The sequence below is a fragment of the Erythrobacter sp. JB2-19 genome (assembly GCF_057365005.1).
Genome location: NZ_CP200290.1, coordinates 2,360,535 through 2,377,478 on the forward strand (window position 1 = coordinate 2,360,535; position 16,944 = coordinate 2,377,478).

At 59.0% G+C, this 16,944-nt stretch carries 18 protein-coding genes and 1 tRNA gene; 12 read left to right on the plus strand and 7 right to left on the minus strand.

Annotation, left to right across the window (positions count from 1 at the left end):
- Window positions 1-50: 50 nt before the first annotated feature.
- The 4 genes from rapZ to AC0V6O_RS11425 all read left to right on the plus strand — a co-directional run bounded on the left by rapZ (window position 51) and on the right by AC0V6O_RS11425 (window position 2,592).
- Window positions 51-959, plus strand: coding sequence for an RNase adapter RapZ (gene rapZ / locus AC0V6O_RS11410; protein WP_486145607.1), 909 nt, complete (start codon window positions 51-53; stop codon window positions 957-959).
- Between the two features lie 90 nt (window positions 960-1,049).
- Window positions 1,050-1,475 (plus strand): PTS sugar transporter subunit IIA, encoded by a 426-nt coding sequence (locus AC0V6O_RS11415; RefSeq protein ID WP_472639383.1) that lies wholly within the window; start codon window positions 1,050-1,052, stop codon window positions 1,473-1,475.
- Window positions 1,472-1,750 carry an HPr family phosphocarrier protein gene (locus tag AC0V6O_RS11420; RefSeq protein WP_472639384.1) on the plus strand — a complete coding sequence of 93 codons (279 nt, stop codon included), beginning with the start codon at window positions 1,472-1,474 and terminating at the stop codon, window positions 1,748-1,750. The genes AC0V6O_RS11415 and AC0V6O_RS11420 overlap by 4 nt, the downstream gene beginning before the upstream one ends.
- Before the next feature lie 8 nt (window positions 1,751-1,758).
- Window positions 1,759-2,592 carry a TrmH family RNA methyltransferase gene (locus AC0V6O_RS11425; RefSeq protein WP_486144102.1) on the plus strand — a complete coding sequence of 278 codons (834 nt, stop codon included), beginning with the start codon at window positions 1,759-1,761 and terminating at the stop codon, window positions 2,590-2,592.
- Between the two features lie 108 nt (window positions 2,593-2,700).
- Here AC0V6O_RS11425 and AC0V6O_RS11430 read toward each other — a convergent pair whose 3' ends face one another.
- The 4 genes from AC0V6O_RS11430 to recR all read right to left on the minus strand — a co-directional run bounded on the left by AC0V6O_RS11430 (window position 2,701) and on the right by recR (window position 5,995).
- Window positions 2,701-3,021, minus strand: coding sequence for a hypothetical protein (locus tag AC0V6O_RS11430; protein ID WP_472639385.1), 321 nt, complete (start codon window positions 3,019-3,021; stop codon window positions 2,701-2,703).
- A gap of 134 nt (window positions 3,022-3,155) precedes the next feature.
- Window positions 3,156-4,574: a DNA recombination protein RmuC gene (locus AC0V6O_RS11435; protein ID WP_486144104.1), complete on the minus strand. Its 1,419-nt coding sequence runs from the start codon at window positions 4,572-4,574 to the stop codon at window positions 3,156-3,158.
- Window positions 4,575-4,633: 59 nt separating this feature from the next.
- A complete protein-coding gene (locus AC0V6O_RS11440; RefSeq protein WP_486144106.1) occupies window positions 4,634-5,212 on the minus strand; it encodes a peptide deformylase in 579 nt (192 codons plus the stop codon).
- 186 nt (window positions 5,213-5,398) lie between these two features.
- Window positions 5,399-5,995 carry a recombination mediator RecR gene (recR, locus tag AC0V6O_RS11445; protein ID WP_472639389.1) on the minus strand — a complete coding sequence of 199 codons (597 nt, stop codon included), beginning with the start codon at window positions 5,993-5,995 and terminating at the stop codon, window positions 5,399-5,401.
- 65 nt (window positions 5,996-6,060) lie between these two features.
- On the opposite strand from recR, the gene fmt reads away from it, so the two are divergent.
- The 3 genes from fmt (at window position 6,061) to AC0V6O_RS11460 (ending at window position 8,927) form a co-directional block, all read left to right on the plus strand.
- Window positions 6,061-6,966 (plus strand): methionyl-tRNA formyltransferase, encoded by a 906-nt coding sequence (fmt, locus tag AC0V6O_RS11450; protein WP_486145609.1) that lies wholly within the window; start codon window positions 6,061-6,063, stop codon window positions 6,964-6,966.
- On the plus strand, window positions 6,963-7,724 hold the full coding sequence (gene truA / locus AC0V6O_RS11455; protein WP_486144108.1) for a tRNA pseudouridine(38-40) synthase TruA: 762 nt from the start codon (window positions 6,963-6,965) through the stop codon (window positions 7,722-7,724). Before fmt ends, truA begins: the two co-directional genes overlap by 4 nt.
- Before the next feature lie 90 nt (window positions 7,725-7,814).
- Entirely contained in the window at window positions 7,815-8,927 is a 1,113-nt protein-coding gene (locus AC0V6O_RS11460) for a zinc-binding dehydrogenase (protein ID WP_486144110.1), read from the plus strand.
- 84 nt (window positions 8,928-9,011) lie between these two features.
- Here the strand turns inward: AC0V6O_RS11460 and AC0V6O_RS11465 are convergent, their stop codons facing one another.
- Window positions 9,012-9,992 (minus strand): asparaginase, encoded by a 981-nt coding sequence (locus tag AC0V6O_RS11465; RefSeq protein WP_486144112.1) that lies wholly within the window; start codon window positions 9,990-9,992, stop codon window positions 9,012-9,014.
- Between the two features lie 95 nt (window positions 9,993-10,087).
- On the opposite strand from AC0V6O_RS11465, the gene AC0V6O_RS11470 reads away from it, so the two are divergent.
- Window positions 10,088-10,163: transfer RNA gene (locus AC0V6O_RS11470), tRNA-Val, on the plus strand.
- A 93-nt stretch (window positions 10,164-10,256) separates the two neighbouring features.
- Window positions 10,257-11,513: an FAD-dependent oxidoreductase gene (locus AC0V6O_RS11475; protein WP_486144114.1), complete on the plus strand. Its 1,257-nt coding sequence runs from the start codon at window positions 10,257-10,259 to the stop codon at window positions 11,511-11,513.
- On the opposite strand, the gene AC0V6O_RS11480 is transcribed toward AC0V6O_RS11475, so the two are convergent.
- Window positions 11,459-12,055 (minus strand): TlpA family protein disulfide reductase, encoded by a 597-nt coding sequence (locus AC0V6O_RS11480; protein WP_486144116.1) that lies wholly within the window; start codon window positions 12,053-12,055, stop codon window positions 11,459-11,461. The genes AC0V6O_RS11475 and AC0V6O_RS11480 overlap by 55 nt on opposite strands.
- Window positions 12,056-12,071: 16 nt before the next feature.
- On the opposite strand from AC0V6O_RS11480, the gene argH reads away from it, so the two are divergent.
- The 3 genes from argH to AC0V6O_RS11495 all read left to right on the plus strand — a co-directional run bounded on the left by argH (window position 12,072) and on the right by AC0V6O_RS11495 (window position 15,869).
- The gene (argH, locus tag AC0V6O_RS11485) at window positions 12,072-13,448 is read left to right on the plus strand and encodes an argininosuccinate lyase (protein WP_486145611.1); all 1,377 of its coding nucleotides are present in this window, start codon (window positions 12,072-12,074) and stop codon (window positions 13,446-13,448) included.
- A 247-nt stretch (window positions 13,449-13,695) separates the two neighbouring features.
- On the plus strand, window positions 13,696-14,955 hold the full coding sequence (lysA, locus tag AC0V6O_RS11490) for a diaminopimelate decarboxylase (RefSeq protein WP_486144118.1): 1,260 nt from the start codon (window positions 13,696-13,698) through the stop codon (window positions 14,953-14,955).
- Window positions 14,956-14,969: 14 nt separating this feature from the next.
- Window positions 14,970-15,869: a precorrin-2 dehydrogenase/sirohydrochlorin ferrochelatase family protein gene (locus AC0V6O_RS11495; RefSeq protein ID WP_486144120.1), complete on the plus strand. Its 900-nt coding sequence runs from the start codon at window positions 14,970-14,972 to the stop codon at window positions 15,867-15,869.
- Between the two features lie 9 nt (window positions 15,870-15,878).
- Here the strand turns inward: AC0V6O_RS11495 and AC0V6O_RS11500 are convergent, their stop codons facing one another.
- Window positions 15,879-16,862: a MarR family transcriptional regulator gene (locus tag AC0V6O_RS11500; RefSeq protein ID WP_486144122.1), complete on the minus strand. Its 984-nt coding sequence runs from the start codon at window positions 16,860-16,862 to the stop codon at window positions 15,879-15,881.
- Window positions 16,863-16,944 lie beyond the last annotated feature (82 nt).

The window sequence follows — 16,944 nt, forward strand, 5'->3', positions numbered from 1 at the left end:
GCGCGAAGAACGCACCTGAGGGTCGCAAACGCAAAGGCAATTATTCGCGCATGAACCAGCCGCACCCACAAAGCGATCAACGCCAGCAAATCCTGCTCGTCACAGGCCTTTCAGGCGCGGGCAAGTCGACCACGCTCGACGTGCTGGAGGATATGGGCTGGGAAACGATTGATAACTTCCCGGTTCGTCTGCTGAAACGTCTCATTTCCAACCCAGATCAACAAGGCGCGCCACTGGCAATCGGGTTCGATTCGCGGACGCGCGGATTTGTGCCAGGCAACATCATTGAGCTCGTCAAAGAGCTGGCGAAACGCCAGGACATCTCGATCACCTTCATGTTCCTCGATTGCGCCAGCGGAGAGCTGGAGCGGCGTTACAATGAAACCCGGCGCCGCCACCCAATGGCGCAAGGCCGCCCGCTGCAAGAAGGCATCAAGGCAGAGCGTGAATTGCTCGACCCGCTGCGGCGCTGGGCCGATATCGTGATCGACACCAGCGAACTCGCCAGCAATCAATTGCAAAACCATGTGCGCGACCTGTTCAGCAAAGAGACTGGCAAACCGACAACGCTCACCATCTCAAGCTTTGGCTTTGCGCGCGGAATGCCGCCGCTCGCCGATCTGGTGTTTGATATGCGTTTTCTCGACAATCCGCATTGGGTTGACGGGCTACGCGAGCTAACCGGCCAAGACGAACCCGTCGCCAAACATGTCGCCAGCGATCCCGCATTTGCTCAGGCTTTTGCGCAGATCCGCGACCTCCTGCTGACCTTGCTGCCGCGCTATGAGGCGCAAGGCAAAGCCTATGTTCACGTCGCCTTTGGTTGCACCGGAGGGAGACACCGCTCAGTTTTCACCGCTGAAGAGATGGCCAAAGGCTTGCGCGAGGCAGGGTTTTCGCCCACTGTCCGGCACCGCAATTTGGGCTCTCGCGCCGCCGACGAAATCGAACGTGGGTGACGCATTTGAACCTTCTCGCAACGATTGGGCCTCGGCATTGCTGTCTCAATGCCCCGCGCCGCAGGTAACGAACGGACCCGGACTTCACACATGATTGGTTTGATTCTGGTCACCCATGGCCGCCTTGCGGAGCAATTTGTCGATGCGATGGAGCACGTCGTTGGTCCTCAGGAAAACATCGCGACAGTCTGCATTGGCCCCAATGATGATATGGAGCAGCGGCGTCAGGATATTGCCGAGGCGATCACGGCAGTTGAAAGCGGAAGCGGCGTAATCATTCTAACGGATTTGTTCGGCGGAACACCTTCCAATCTCGCCATCTCTTTGCTTGATAGCGGCAAGGTTGAAGTGATTGCAGGGATCAATCTACCGATGCTAATCCGTCTGGCCGGTGCACGCAGCAAGATGGGCGTGCGGGAAGCGGTGGATGCGGCGCAGCACGCCGGCAAAAACTACATCACCGTTGCCAGCGAGCTTCTCGGAGATGATGCCAAACCCAGCAAGGCCCAGGCATGACGGAAACGCGCCGGACCATGGAAATCGTTAATCAGCGGGGCCTGCACGCGCGGGCGAGCGCCAAGTTTGTCGGAGCGGTTGCTGCCCTTCCTGAGAGTGTCAAAGTGCGCGTTGCGAAGGACGGCAATGAAGCCGCCGGCGGCTCTATCCTCGGCCTAATGATGCTGGGCGCAGCGAAAGGCGACAGCGTCGATCTGATCGTTGAAGGCGATGGGGCGGAAACTGTGCTTGAAGAATTGTGTGCACTCGTCGGAGATGGCTTTGGCGAGGAGTGAGCGGGCCGATGCCTGACACCTCAAATGACACGTTCGAGCCCGGACGCAAGAATATCACCGGGTTCTCCAACGCCACGGTCAAATATCTGCGCTCACTGCGCGATAAGAAACATCGCAAGCGCGCAGGGCAATTCCTGGCCGAGGGTCTGCGCCTGCTGACCGATGCGCGCGAATGCGGCCATATCCCCCGAACATTGGTGATGGCGGCGGTGCGTGATCAACACAGCCTGCTCGATGCGCTGGAGAATGAGGTGTTGACCGCTGGCGGCGAGGTTATCACCACCACGCCCGACATCCTGACCAAAATCACTGGCAAGTCGAACGCGCAAAGCGTCGTCGGTGTGTTTGACGAATTTAACACCTCACTCGGCGCTCTGGACCGGACGGCTGCGCCGATCTGGATGGTGGCGCAGGACCTTCGTGACCCCGGCAATTTGGGCACTATGCTGAGAACCTGTGACGCCGTTGGTGCAGGTGGCTTGATCCTGATTGACGATTGCGCCGACCCTTTCAGCGCAGAGGCCGTACGCGCGAGTATGGGCGCGGTGTTCACACAAGGTATTGCCCAAGCGCGTTGGGAGGAGTTTCTGCCCTGGTTGAGAGACGGGGATGGCCAATTGGTCGCGGCGTCCCTTAGAGATGCCGTGCCTTATCGCGGTGCCGATTATAGTGCACCATGCTTCATCCTGGTGGGCAATGAATCCCAAGGCCTGCCCGAGGCTTACGAGGCGGAGTGCGATTTGCGTGTGACGATGCCTATGCGGGGCCGCGCGGATTCGCTCAACGCGGCGGTGGCGGGGGCGGTGCTCGCCTATGAAGTGCTGGCCGGGTTAGAGGGTTAGATCCGAACTAAGTAAGCGCCTCTCCGAACGCGCACCCTCCTCCAAAGCAAATCGGCGAGACAGAGCCTAGCACTGCCTCGCCGATCGGATATTCAATGTGATGAGCGCTTAGCCTTCAGCAAGCATCTCGTCGTAAACTGCGCATGCAGCAGCTACATCGTAGCCTTCTTCCTGAGCTTGCGCCTGAACTTCTTGAAGCTTGGCAGCCATGGCTTGCATTGCTTCTGGATCGTTAGCGAGCTCTTTCATTTTCTCGCCAACTTCGGTTGCCTTGGCGACCAGGGTCTCTTCGTTGCAATCTTCAACCGCTGCGGTTTCGGTGGTTTCTTCCGCTGCGCCTTCTGCGGCCGCGTCGGTTGCTTCGCCGCCACACGCTGAAAGCGTCAGAGCTGCTGCAGTTGCTACTGCAAAAAGATTTGTCTTTTTCATTATTTAGTCCCCTTCAGTACCCATCTTTGGGCGTGCAGAGGCCTAGGCAGGTCTTGAAAAAATGGCAACACGCTCTGTTGTTTTTCAAGCAAGTGTCCATGAACAAGACGGTGGCGTTGGGCAGGAAGGCTCAGCTACTCCGCCGCATCGCGTTTGTCATCGAGCGCGCCAAGATCATCCGGCACCTCGGCAGCATCCTGTGCGTTGTAGCGCGGCGCGCTTTCGACCAGCGGCACTTCTTCAATCTCGCGCTTGCCGATCTCAATACCCTTGTCGGCCAAGCGCTTGCCCGATGTCAGCACGTTGCGCTCAAAACTACCGACAAATTTGTTGTAATTCGCAACCGCCGTTTCGAGGCCTCCACCAACACGCTTCATATGCTCAGCCGCAACCCGCAATCGGTCATACAATTCTGCGCCGAGCTTGCCGATTTCCTGCGCTTCGCCGGCCATTTTGTCCTGCCGCCAGACCTGCGCGACCGTGCGTGCGATCGCCACCAAATTGGTCGGGGTGGCCAGCAGCACCTTATTGCTGAAGGCAAAATCCCACAGCTCTGGATCGTGCTCCAGTGCGGCGGCAACAAAGTGCTCGCCCGGCACGAACATCACGACATAATCGGGCGCGTCCTCAAACTGGCTCTGATAGCTTTTCGAACCGAGCGTCTGCACGTGATTGCGCATACTCTTGGTGTGCAGATCGAGGTGACGCGCGCGTTCGCCGTCGTCCTCCGCCTCGAACGCCGCCTGATAAGCATTGAGCGACACTTTCGCATCGATCACCAGCTTCTTTTGCCCTGGTACATTGATGATCGCATCGGGACGCAGGCGCCCGCTGTCGGTCTCCATCGATTGCTCAAGATGAAAGTCCGTATGTTCCGCTAGCCCGCATTGTTCGAGGACATTCTGCAACGCCCGCTCACCCCAGCGACCGCGCGCCTTAGGCGCATTGGTCAGCGAATTGCCGAGACGCTGAGCCTCGCGCCGAACCTCTTCCTGCCCCTCCCGCATGGATTGGATCAGGCCGTTTAACTGCCCAAAGGCGTCGACCCGTTGCTTCTCCAGCGTTTCCACCTGCCGTTCGTATTTTTCCAGCCGCTCACCAACCGGTTGCAAGAGGGATTTGATCTTGGCCTCACCGGTTTCTTCCGATTGTTTGAAGCGCTCCTCTGCGCGGCGCAGAAATGCCTCCTGCGCCTTGCCCAGCACAGCGGCGCCGGTGTTCTCAAACTCTTTCAGCAGCGCCCCGCGCGATTCCTCTAGCAAACGTTTCTGCTCGGCGAAGGTCGCGGCCTGCGCTTTTAACCCCGAGTTTTCCTCGCGTGCTTTCTCCAGATCGCTGGCGAGACTGTCTGCTCGCGTGGCCCTCTCGCCAAGCGCCGAAACTTCGATGCGCGCCTCGCCCAGTTCCGCGATTGCCTGCTTAAACTCGCCCTCTTTCTCGCTCAGCCGCTCACGCAGTTCCGCAGCAGGACGCGAGGCAAAAAACCACGCCGCTCCGCCGCCGACGAGCAGCCCGAGAATGAGAGTGATGATCGCGAGAAGTGTCGTATCCATCAAGCAACCTTATGCGGAACGGACGGGGAACGCCAGTCTCGAAATAGGAAAGCTGTGACTTAAGCCGCCTGCCTAATCTTCTTCAGCTTCTTAAGCGCCATACTGCGTTTGAGACGCGAGAGGTGGTCGATAAACAAAATGCCTTCGAGGTGGTCCATCTCGTGCTGGATGCAGGTCGCCATCATGCCTTCGAGCGATTCCTCGTGCGTGTTGCCTTCAACATCCTGATAGCGCACGCGGCACGTCGCCGGACGGTCTACATCGGCGTAAATCTCTGGAACGGAAAGGCAGCCTTCCTGATAAGTGGCCAGCTCCTCTGCCGGATCGAGAATTTCGGGATTTACGAAAACGCGCGGCTCTTTCTTCACCGGATAGTGCTTATGCGCGCCCTGGCCATCGCCGTGATCGTGGCCGCATTCCTCTGGCTCTGCGTCCATATCCGGCTCTTGCAGATCGATCACCAGCAAGCGTTTGGGCACGCCGACTTGGATTGCTGCGAGGCCAATGCCCGGCGCATCATACATCGTTTCGAACATGTCAGCGACGAGGGTTTTCAACTCGTCATCGAACTCTGTGACAGGTTCAGACACGATTTTGAGCCGGAGATCCGGCACTTCTAAGATTTCACGAATAGCCATGGGAGTGATTTAGTGCGTGATGCCTGCGCCCGCAAGCAGAAGGGTCCGATCAGTGTGATTGGATGTTCATTGGTCGCGTTGCCGGAGCCAGCCCGCGCCCTCCACCCTTCCACCCGGATGGTATCCGAAACTGCTCCGGGTGGAAGGGTGGAGGGCGCGGGCTGGCTAGGCCTTAAACAAGAACGATCAATCCACCGGCCTTCTCGCCCTGAGCGCCTGAGCCAGCGTCCCTTCGTCTAGATAATCCAACTCTCCGCCCACGGGCAGGCCATGCGCGAGCTGTGTGATGCGCAGGCCAAAGGGCTCCAACCGCTCCGCAATATAGTGCGCGGTGGTTTGCCCCTCCAGCGTGGCGTTCATCGCCAGCACAACCTCGTCAACTTCACCGCCTTCCACACGGGTGAGCAGATCGGTGATATTGAGGTCTTCTGGGCCGATGCCGTCGAGCGCGGATAAACGACCGCCGAGCACGTGATAGCGCCCTGAAAACAGGCGCGCCCGATCCAGTGCCCAGACATCGGCGACGTCCTCTACCACGCAAAGCGATTTTGCATCGCGCCGGTGATCCGCGCAAATGCCACATGGATCACTCGTATCGACGTTGCCGCAGGTCGCGCATTCAACCAATGTCTCGCTGACCGCGCCAAGCGCATCGAGCAGAGCAGGCAACGCCTGTTCGCGGTTCTTCACCAGCCACAGCACAGCGCGCCGGGCAGAGCGCGGCCCAAGCCCGGGAAGTCGGGCCAATGTGCTGGAGAGCGCTTCGATCTCTTGCGATGCCATGGGCAGAGAGATAGGGGCTTGGCGAAGTTTGAGAAAGGCCGGGGTCAGGCGTTATGCGCCCAAAACTGAAAATTGCTTTTATGGGAACGCCTGATTTTGCAGTGCCGGCCTTGGTCGCTCTGCATGAAGCGGGTCACGAAGTGGCGTGTGTTTACACTCAGCCGCCCCGTCCGGCGGGCCGGGGTAAAAAGCTGCGTCCATCACCTGTGCAACAGAAGGCGGAAGCTTTGGGCCTACCCGTACGTCATCCCAAATCGCTGAAGTCGGACGAAGCACGCGCGGAGTTTGCGGCAATCGGAGCAGATGTAGCCGTGGTGGCGGCTTACGGTCTGATCCTGCCGCAAATTGTGCTGGATGCGCCGACGCATGGCTGCCTCAATATTCATGCTTCGCTGCTGCCACGTTGGCGCGGGGCTGCGCCGATCCACCGCGCGGTGATGGCTGGCGATGAGCAAACCGGCGTAACAATCATGCAGATGGAGGCTGGGCTCGACACCGGCCCGATGCTTTCCAAAGTGGCCACGCCTGTCTTGGACAAGACGACCGGCGAATTGACCCGGGAGCTGGCCGAGCTTGGCGCCAATGCGATGATCGAAGTGCTCGCTGACTTGCCGAACATCACGCCCCAAGTGCAGGATGATGATGCGGCAATTTATGCACCAAAGATCGACAAGGCTGAGGCGCGGATCGACTGGTCGAGGCATGCCACCGAATTGGTAAACCATGTTCACGGGCTTGCCCCCTTCCCCGGCGCCTGGTTTGAGCTGAATGGGGAGCGTGTGAAATTGCTGCGAGCAGAGGCATGCGAAGGCTCAGGAGCAGCAGGCGAAGTTCTGGACGATAACCTCACGGTCGCCTGCGGAAACGGAGCATTGCGCCCGATCCGCCTCCAGCGAGCCGGCAAGCCAGCGATGGACCGCGCGGATTTTCTGCGTGGTCACGCGGTGGCAAAGGGCACAATCCTGACGTGACCCGCTTTGCGCTTACTCTGGAATTTGATGGTTCGCCCTACCAAGGCCTTCAGCGGCAAAAACATGGGCCGAGCGTACAGCAGGCCGTCGAAGAGGCCGCGCACAGGATCACGGGCGAGGACGCGCAATTGCTCAGCGCAGGACGGACCGATACCGGCGTCCACGCGCTCGCCATGCGCAGCCACATGGATATCGAGAAAGATTTCACTCCGTTCCGATTTATGGAGGCGCTGAACGGGCAATTGCGGCCTAACCCGATTGCCGTCACCGCCTGCGAGAAAGTGAACGAGGATTGGCATGCACGCTTTTCCTGCACCGGACGGCGCTATCTTTACCGCATCATCAATCGCCGAGCGCCTTTGACCTTTGGCCGGAACCGCGCTTGGCAGGTTGGCCCAAAGCTCGATGTGGAGGCGATGCAGCGAGCTGCCCAGGCTCTGATCGGCAAGCATGATTTCACCACGTTTCGCTCGGTTAGGTGCCAAGCGAAGGACCCGGTGAAGACGCTCGATCTGCTCGAAGTGAAGCAAGCCACGACCGAGTTAGGCACAGAGATTCATGTACATGCGGCGGCGCGCAGCTTCCTCCATCATCAAGTCCGCTCCATGGTCGGCTGTCTGAAACTGGTCGGCATGGGCACCTGGGCAGAGCGCGAAGTCGCCGAAGCGCTTGCCGCGCGGGACCGCCAGAGATTGGGCTACAACGCGCCGCCGCACGGCCTGTATTTCGTAGAGGCGATCTATCCCAGCGACGCTTGAGGCCTTTACGTTGCCTTACGCAACGTCACCCTAGCCAAGCGTGGATCGCTGGCCTAGCCAAGGCATCAAAGCAATCTAGGAGAGACCCCCATGACGACTACTGGTAAACAGCTTTTCACCACGCTTGATGCTGGCGGTGCACTGACCGTTGAAATCGCCGATGCAACCTTCCCAGAGCCAACCGGCAATCAAGTGCTGGTTAAAATGGAAGCAGCCCCGATCAATCCATCGGACCTCGCGATCCTGACCAGTGCAGCTGATTTTGAGAATGCGGAGTATTCCCCTGGCAAGGTCGTGGCGCAAATGCCGGAGCCTTTCCTGTCGGGTCAGCGCGGCCGCCATGGTCAACGTCTGCCAGCGGGCAATGAAGGCGCAGGCACCGTGATCGCGACCGGCGACAGCGATATGGCAAAGGCCCTTATGGGCCAGCGCGTGTCTTGCGTACCCGGAAATGCCTTCGGCCAATATGCGATTGCCGATGCGATGATGTGCCTGCCGCTTGGCGATCACAGCGCAGAGGCCGGCGCATCCAGTTTCGTCAATCCTATGACTGCGCTTGCCTTCGTTGAGACCGCCAGAATGGAAGGCCACGAGGCGATTATCCATTTGGCCGCTGCGTCAAACTTGGGTCAAATGTTGAACAAGATCTGCATTGAAGACGACATGAAACTGGTCAATATCGTGCGTAAGCAAGAGCATGTAGACCTGCTGAAGGGCCTCGGCGCAAAGTACGTCGTCAACTCTTCCGACGACGATTACATGAAGCAATTGCGCGCAGCGATTGATGAAACAGACGCCTATCTGGGCTTTGACCCGATCGGCGGCGGCCAGGCCAGCGACGGCGTGCTGAAAGCCATGGAGCAGGTTGCATCCTCGAAGATGGACGAGTTCTCTCGCTACGGCTCTAACCAAGACAAGAAGATGTATATGTATGGGCGGCTTGATCTGGGCCCAACCATCCTGACCCCTTCATACGGTCTGCAATGGACAGTCTCTGGCTTCTTGCTCACGCCGTTCCTCGCGAAAACCGGAATGGAGACCGTCGTTAAGATGCGCACCCGCGTTCAGCAGAACCTGACCACCACATTCGCCAGCCACTACAAGGCGAAGGTCAATCTGGAAGAGATGCTGACCAAAGAAGCGATCCTTGATTATCGCCAGATGAAAACTGGCGAGAAGTATCTGGTCACGCCGCATTCTTGATTCGAGTGGACCGCACCCCATCCGGGGTGCGGTTTCCTCGCTCATGCGACCTAAAGGTCGCGGCGCTGCGGGCGAACAGGTTCGCTACCGACCATCATACTCAGCTTGGATCGCGGCGGGATCAGTCATCCCTGCCGCGACTAGCATTTGCAGCAGTATCCGCGCTTTTTGCGGATTGAGCGCGCGCGCAGCGATAAATTTGTTCGCATTATCCTCAGGCTCGCGGTCGACCAAGCCTTCGTCCAGACGACTCGCACGGACAATCGGCATGCCCTTCGCCGCAAGCTGCGCCAAGGCGCTGCGCACGGCGTCCGGCATATTGCCTTCACCCAACCCGGCGACGACTACGCCGCGTGTCTTGTCGCTGACCAATCGCTCGACATAGTCAGCCGTCATGGCGGCATGCACAAACAGGATTGGCACATCTGGCAAATCGGTGGTGAAGGTAAAACGGGCGTCTGCGCCCACACGCCAGGGCGCACCAAACCAATCAAGCGCGCTCGGGGTAACCAGCGCAATTGATCCGCGCGGGAAACCCTGAAATGCGTCGGTGCCTCGCGTGCGGTTCTTGCGGATATCGCGCGCGGCAAACACCCTGTCACCCATCACCACCAGAACCCCGCGTCCAGCCGCGTCAGGATCGGCCGCCACGCGCATGGCATTGGCGAAATTGCGCAGACCGTCATAACCGACCGCATTGGCAGGCCGCATCGCGCCGACCAGAACCACTGGCTTATGCGTTGGCAATGTCAGATCGAGCAGGAAGGCGGTTTCCTCAACCGTGTCGGTGCCATGGGTGATGATCACCCCGGTGCAATCTGGATCACGCATCGCGGCCAAACAAGCGGTGTGCAGCTGAGTCCAGATCGCGGGACTCATATCCTCAGAGCCGATATTGGCGATCTGCTTGCCCATCAGCTGCGCATCAATGCCCAAGGTTTCGACTCGGGCCAGAAAATCGCCGATCCCGATCTGACCAGGGCGATAATCATGCCGAGTCGCGCTATCTGCCTCTCCAGCGATCGTACCGCCGGTGGCCAAAACAGTGATATTTGGGGTGCTCATACCGGGGGCAAATAGCGCTAGATGCATTTTCACGCCACATAGCAATTGATTTTCAAGAAATGCCCGCTAGAAGCGCCTCTTCCGTTCAACGGAACGGGCGATTAGCTCAGTTGGTAGAGCATCTCGTTTACACCGAGAGGGTCGGCAGTTCGAGCCTGTCATCGCCCACCATCATTTTGCAGCCCAAAATGATGCGGACCCATCCAAAATTTCCCCACCTAAAACCCTCGACCTGAACGCCAATTGGCGGCAAGGCGTGTTCCCATGATGGGGCACACAATTGCGATCGCGGGATGCGGGCCAGCGGGCCTGGCCGCCGCGCTAATGCTGCACCGCGATGGACACCGCGTTTGCCTGTTTGATCAATTCAATGAGCCCGGCCCAGTTGGCTCTGGTCTGATGATCCAACCCACGGGGCTGGCGGTGCTGGCGCAGCTTGGACTGGCCGACGAAGTCGCAGCCCGCGGATCGCGTGTTCATGCACTGAAAGGCCTGGAAGAGCATGGCCGCACCGCGCTGGATGCGCATTATGATCAATTGGGCCTGCCAGGCGCATTTGGCATCGGCATCCACCGCGCCAGCCTGTTCGATGTGCTTTACCGCGCCGTTCAGAACGATCGCATTGAAATCAAAACTGGGCGCGCAATTACCGGCAGCACACTCAGCAATAAAGGGCGGCGCCTGCGGTTTGAAGATGGCAGCGAATCGGAAGAATTCGATCTTGTCGTCGATGCCAGCGGTTGGTCGAGCGTGTTTGATCCGAAGCCCAAGAACATCTTGGAATTTGGTGCATTGTGGGCGAGCCTGCCGTTACAACCGGACGATCCATTCAATACAGGCCTGTTGGAGCAGCGTTATCGCCGAGCAGCGCAAATGGTCGGCGTGCTCCCGATCGGCTCGCGCCGCGCCGACACCTCGCCTGAAGCTGCCTTTTTCTGGTCGCTCAAGGTCTCAGACTATCAAAGATGGCGCGACACTCCGCTGGAAGAATGGAAGGCCGACGTTATCGCGCTCTGGCCGGAGACCGAGGCTTTGCTGGCGCGCATCACATCGCGCGATCAGCTGACCTTTGCGCGCTATGCCCATCGCACAGCCAAGCGCCCGGTTCATGAGCGAATGATCTTGATTGGCGATGCATGGCATTCCGCCAGCCCACAATTGGGCCAGGGTGCGAATATGGCATTGCTAGATGCGTGGTCGCTTAAACGCGGGCTGGCCGAAGGGCGCACGCTTGGCGAAAAACTGCGGCTCGCCGCGTCATGGCGCCGCGATCATGTTGATCTATATCAGTGGATCACAGCGTTCTTCACGCCGCTGTATCAATCGGATGGTGTGTATAAACCGCTGCTGCGTGACAGAGTGCTCGCGCCAATTTCTCAAATCTGGCCGATTTCGCGCATCCAGTCGCTCTTGATGTCGGGGCTATTTGGCTGGCCGCTCGCATCGCTGGGTCTCTCCGCTCCTGATTATTCGGCAATTTCCTCAGAGATCAGCGCCAACGCATCTTCGCTGTCCCAGTGATAGCCACCTTTAACGCGCAATATCTCGCGCCCCTCCCCATCGAACAGGATTGTCAGGGGCAAGACCCCGCCATTATCGAGCGCGCGGTCGAGAGTGCCCTGCGGATCAAGCCAGGGTTCGAGCATCTCAAAGCCTTGCTCTGAAAAAAATGGCTTCACAACCTCGGCAGCACGAATATCCTGACTCACTGTAATTACACGCAAATCACTGCCCATTTCTTGAGCAAGCCGGTCCAGAGAAGGCATCTCAACCTTGCACGGCGCGCACCACGTCGCCCAAAGATTGAGCAATACGGGCTGTCCCTTAAGTGCTGAAAATTCGATCACTTCTCCATCAGGATCGATGAACGTCAAATCGGGTAGCAGAGTGCCCGCTTGCGCGCGGTCAATCTCGCCCACTTCGGCTTCGGTTGAGTTCTGCTTTTCGCCCGCCAATTCACCCTGTTGTTGCGCGCCATCGCCCTGCGCCCTATCGCAGGCTGCAAGAGGCAGCATCAATGGCATCAATGCGGCCAAAGCAAAGAACGGCGAACGAAGCGACATGAGCAAATCCAACACGATGTGGGGCGGCAGGTTCTCAGATGGACCTAGTGCGATCATGCGCGAAATCAATGCCTCGATCCCGTTCGACAAGGCACTGTGGCGGCAAGACATCGCCGGCAGCCGCGCCCATATCGCCATGCTGGCGGCGCAAGGCATCGTCAGCGCCGAAGACGCCGAGGCGATTGACAGCGGCCTCCAAACCATCGCGGCAGAATATGAGCGCGACGGGGTTCCAGAGGACTGGAGCCTGGAAGACATCCACATGACGGTGGAAGCGCGCCTGACCGAGCTGATCGGACCAGTCGCTGGCCGCCTGCACACCGCGCGCAGCCGCAATGATCAGGTCGCAACCGATTTTAAGCTATGGGTGCGCGAGGCGTTTGACCAAATGGACGCAGGGCTGGCGGAATTGCAGCGCGCCTTGGTGACCCGCGCCGATGAGCATTCTAGCAGTGTGATGCCCGGCTTCACCCATTTGCAAACCGCGCAGCCCGTGACGCTGGGTCATCATCTGATGGCCTATTACGAGATGCTGCGGCGGGATCGCTCGCGCCTCGCGGACGCCCGCGTTCGCCTGAATGAGAGCCCGCTTGGCTCCGCCGCTCTGGCTGGCACAGGCTTCCCGCTCGACCGCGATATGACCGCCAAGGCGTTAGGCTTTGACCGGCCCACAGCCAATTCTCTCGATGCCGTCTCTGACCGCGATTTTGCGATGGATTTCCTGTTTGCCGCATCAACCTGCGCCGTGCATCTCTCACGCCTTGCAGAGGAATTCATCCTATGGGCGAGCCAACCTTTTGGCTTTGTCACCATGGCGGATGCGCTCTCCACAGGCAGCTCAATCATGCCGCAAAAGAAGAACCCCGATGCCGCAGAGCTGGTGCGCGGCCATGCGGGCCGGGTGATCGGTTGTACTACGGCCTTAATGGTCACGATGAAGGGTCTTCCGCTCGCCTATTCCAAGGATATGCAGGATGACAAACCGCCCGTATTCGAGGCCGCCAGCCTGATGGGCTTAAGCATTGCGGCGATGACCGGTATGGTCGCAGGCAGCACGTTCAAGACCGAGCGGATGCGCCAGGCCGCCGAGCTCGGTTATGCCACGGCGACCGATCTGGCCGATTGGCTAGTGACGGAGGCCGACATTCCATTTCGCGAGGCGCATCATATCACCGGTGCGGCGGTCAAGCTGGCGGAGACGCGTGGCTGCGCGCTAGATGAGCTGCCACTTGAGGACCTTCGTGAAATTGACGCACGGATCGATGAACGAGTGTTTGCGGCCCTTTCCGTCGACGCTTCGGTCGCCGCGCGCGCTTCCTATGGCGGGACCGCGCCGGAGCAGGTAAAGGCTCAGGTGAAACGCGCCCGCGCCGAGCTAGGGATGGATGGATAATGCGAAAATTGATCATGATCCCACTACTGGTTGCAATCAGCGCATGCGGTGCCCGCGGGGACCTGAATCCCCCACAAGGTGCGAGCCTGCCGGTGGCCCCGCGCGGCGCTGAGACTCCGCCGAACGCAGAAGAATTGCTGGAACGCGATGCCCTCGCCGCGCCAGAACGCAGCGTGGAGCTGCGCCGCCGCTCTGAAGAGCGCGAAGACGACCCGTTTGATCTCCCCCTGAATAAAGCACACGAAATATGGACCATTTTGCCCTCAAAGACGGCGTCATGCATGCCGAAGACGTACCCTTGCCGCGTATCGCGGATGAGGTTGGTACGCCCGTATATGTCTATTCACGCGCCACGTTGGAGCGCCACGCACGCGTCTTTCGCGAGGCATTGGACGGCGTACCGGACAAACTGATTGCCTTCGCGGTCAAAGCCAATCCCAACCTCGCTGTGCTCAAAGTGTTGCAACGCCAGGGGTACGGCGCGGATGTCGTATCCGGCGGGGAAATGCGCCGGGCCATTGCAGCCGGAATTGCGCCCGAGAAGATCGTCTTTTCCGGCGTTGGCAAAACCCGTGCAGAACTGGCCGCCGCGCTCGAGGCGAACATTGGACAGTTCAATATTGAAAGCGAAGAAGAGGGCCTGGAGCTCGCCGAAGTCGCTGAAAGTATGGGGATGACGGCGGACTGCGCGCTGCGCATCAATCCGGATGTCGATGCCGGAACACATGACAAGATCTCCACCGGCAAGGCGGATAACAAATTTGGCGTACCGATTGATCAAGCCGGCCAAATCTTTGGCAAACTCGCCCATTCGCCCGGCGTGAACATGCGCGGTGTCGCGGTGCACATCGGCAGCCAATTGGCAGATATAGCTCCGCTGGAGCGCGCTTTTGAAAAATTGGGTCGGCTGGTCACATCGCTGCGCGGTGCGGGCCATAATATCACCCATGTCGACCTAGGCGGTGGCCTGGGCGTTCCATACAGAAAAGGCGAGAAACTGCCCCCACCGTCTGAATATGGTGCGATGGTTGCGCGAGTGACGAAGGATTGGGGCGTAAAGCTGATCTTTGAGCCGGGCCGAGTGATTGCAGGCAATGCAGGCGTTTTGCTGACCCGTGTGGTGCGCGTGAAACGCGGGCTCAACAATCCGTTCGTGATCGTCGATGCGGCGATGAATGACCTCGCGCGGCCTGCGCTGTACGGCGCCTATCATCACTTCGAAGCAGTTGAGCCAGGCGGATCTCAAATGACCGCAAACATCGTCGGGCCGATCTGCGAAACCGGCGATACATTCGCGATGGGCCGCGAATGCGACGAACTGGCAAGCGGCGAACTCGCCGTGTTCCGCACCGCAGGTGCCTATGGCGCGACAATGGCCTCCAGCTACAATTCGCGCGGATTTGTGGCCGAAGTTTTGGTGGACGGCGACAAGTTCGCGGTGGTCGCGGACCGGATCGATGCGGGCGCGATTATGGATGCCGAGCGCGTGCCCGACTGGCTTGCTTGAGTAGCTAAAGCCCGATGAGCGAACTTCAGAGCCTTCCACTATTTCACCGGATTGCCGGGCAAAAGGTATTGGTTCTGGGCGAAGGCGAAGCGGCAGAACCCAAACGCCGGCTGGTCGAGCGAGCGGGTGGAGTCATCGTGGATGATATGGCCCAGGCGGTGGATGAAGGGGTGCGCATTGCCTTTGTCGCTTACGATGACGCGAAGGCGTGCGAAGTGGCAGCGATCAACCTGCGATGCGCCGGGATGATCGTGAATGTGGTCGACAAGCCTGACCTGTGCGATTTCACAACGCCGAGCATACTTGACCGCAACCCTGTCTTAATTGCGGTTGGAACGGGCGGCGCATCAGCGGGCCTAGCGAAACACATCAGGCTGAGGCTGGAGCGGATCTTGCCGCAGAGCCTTGGAAAGTTAGCGGAGGCCTTATTCGCGGCGCGAGCAAAACTGCGGGCCCGCTTTCCCGATGGCGGCGACAGACGACGGGCCTTGGACGAGGCCCTGAGAGAAGGCGGTGCATTGGACGCCTTGGTCGCGGAATCACCCGGCGGTGTGACCGACTGGCTCGATGGTGCATTGGAGGCGCAAAGCAGCGAAACAGCAGAGTTCATCATATCCAGTGCAGACCCGGAAGACCTGACTGTTCGACAATCACGCATGCTGGGCGAAGCGGATGCGGTCTGCGCAATCGGCAATATTCCCGCCGCCATCCTGGCCCGCGCACGGGCCGATGCCATTCGCATTGACTGCGATGTCAGCACTTGCCCCAACGCGCGGCAAGTTAGTGCTAGTAACGGCGACGACAGCTCACCACCGCTCTGTCCCAGCGCCGCTGAGCAATTTGCGCTCAGCGAGAGCCGCAATACACTCACCGTGATCCTACGCTGGCAAAACGACGCTAACCAGCAGGCTTAAGTCGCCAACTCAGGCCGCCAGGTTCAGCGGGGCGTCTATCGCCGCAAAATAGCTCGCCATGCCATCTGCACTCGCCTCGCTAAGGGCGACGAATGCCCGGCGTTTATCCGTGGAGTCAGCGATCCGCACGAAAATGCCGCTATCAACCATCTGCCGGACCCAGCGCAGCGCCGTCGTCGCCGGAACTCCCGCCGCAATACACAGCGAGGTAACCGAGACACGGCGATGCTCAGCGTGAGCCGCAGTCAGATCCAGCAGCATATCCCAGGCCGGATCGGCGAACAGTTCCGCATCAAAGAATCGAGCACGAGTCTGACGATTGGCGATAATCTGACGCACCAACCGAGGATCAGGCAACGATGGACGGGCACAATCTTGTCTACCCCAACCATTCTCATTGCTCTCAACCCCGTGAAAATCTCTCTTCACGTCACTCAAGCTCTGAGACTGTTTTTCACCGGACTCCCAAGATTCATGCGATAACCCTTCTAGTTTGTTCGCAATCACATCAACCTGCTCCGAAAGGCGCAGCAGGGTAAGTCGATCCTCCTCACTCATCTCTCGCACGCGAGCATTCGGCACATGCGAAAGTATACGGCCTATCGCCACGATACGATCAGCCCGAGATGGGTTCACCAGCAATTGAGCATCTGACTGATCAAGAGCCGCAAACACATCATCAAGCGCCTCAAGCGAGGTAGAAACGATCAATTGTGATCCACATTCCGCTGCCCGCATATCCAATCGCGCCAGCACGGCCAAAGTACGCGCATCGACCTCCGGGCAATCGATCATTACTACGTCGCTGAGCAACCGAATTTGCCCCTCCAGCAGATCAGCGATCGGACCACCGTCGGCCACCCGAAACCCTGCACCAACCAAATCCTCGGCGATCTGACCGCGCATCGCGGGCCGATCAGCAAACACCGCGATACTGGCGGGTTCTGCAGTCGGGTCAGGTGCCACATCATACGAAAAATCTGCTTGAGCCATCGAGTCGCCTCCTTGATTAGATGAAACACAAGTAGAACAAAACATGTCCAAGTCAAGAATTCTTGCAGATGTGAAGCAATTT

Bases quoted from the DNA above. Each gene is read 5' to 3' on its own strand.
- rapZ (WP_486145607.1), top strand. From the start codon at position 51: ATGAACCAGCCGCACCCACAAAGCGATCAACGCCAGCAAATCCTGCTC.
- AC0V6O_RS11415 (WP_472639383.1), top strand. From the start codon at position 1,050: ATGATTGGTTTGATTCTGGTCACCCATGGCCGCCTTGCGGAGCAATTT.
- AC0V6O_RS11420 (WP_472639384.1), top strand. From the start codon at position 1,472: ATGACGGAAACGCGCCGGACCATGGAAATCGTTAATCAGCGGGGCCTG.
- AC0V6O_RS11425 (WP_486144102.1), top strand. From the start codon at position 1,759: ATGCCTGACACCTCAAATGACACGTTCGAGCCCGGACGCAAGAATATC.
- AC0V6O_RS11430 (WP_472639385.1), bottom strand. From the start codon at position 3,021: ATGAAAAAGACAAATCTTTTTGCAGTAGCAACTGCAGCAGCTCTGACG.
- AC0V6O_RS11435 (WP_486144104.1), bottom strand. From the start codon at position 4,574: ATGGATACGACACTTCTCGCGATCATCACTCTCATTCTCGGGCTGCTC.
- AC0V6O_RS11440 (WP_486144106.1), bottom strand. From the start codon at position 5,212: ATGGCTATTCGTGAAATCTTAGAAGTGCCGGATCTCCGGCTCAAAATC.
- recR (WP_472639389.1), bottom strand. From the start codon at position 5,995: ATGGCATCGCAAGAGATCGAAGCGCTCTCCAGCACATTGGCCCGACTT.
- AC0V6O_RS11460 (WP_486144110.1), top strand. From the start codon at position 7,815: ATGACGACTACTGGTAAACAGCTTTTCACCACGCTTGATGCTGGCGGT.
- AC0V6O_RS11465 (WP_486144112.1), bottom strand. From the start codon at position 9,992: ATGAGCACCCCAAATATCACTGTTTTGGCCACCGGCGGTACGATCGCT.
- AC0V6O_RS11475 (WP_486144114.1), top strand. From the start codon at position 10,257: ATGATGGGGCACACAATTGCGATCGCGGGATGCGGGCCAGCGGGCCTG.
- AC0V6O_RS11480 (WP_486144116.1), bottom strand. From the start codon at position 12,055: ATGTCGCTTCGTTCGCCGTTCTTTGCTTTGGCCGCATTGATGCCATTG.
- argH (WP_486145611.1), top strand. From the start codon at position 12,072: ATGTGGGGCGGCAGGTTCTCAGATGGACCTAGTGCGATCATGCGCGAA.
- lysA (WP_486144118.1), top strand. From the start codon at position 13,696: ATGGACCATTTTGCCCTCAAAGACGGCGTCATGCATGCCGAAGACGTA.
- AC0V6O_RS11495 (WP_486144120.1), top strand. From the start codon at position 14,970: ATGAGCGAACTTCAGAGCCTTCCACTATTTCACCGGATTGCCGGGCAA.
- AC0V6O_RS11500 (WP_486144122.1), bottom strand. From the start codon at position 16,862: ATGGCTCAAGCAGATTTTTCGTATGATGTGGCACCTGACCCGACTGCA.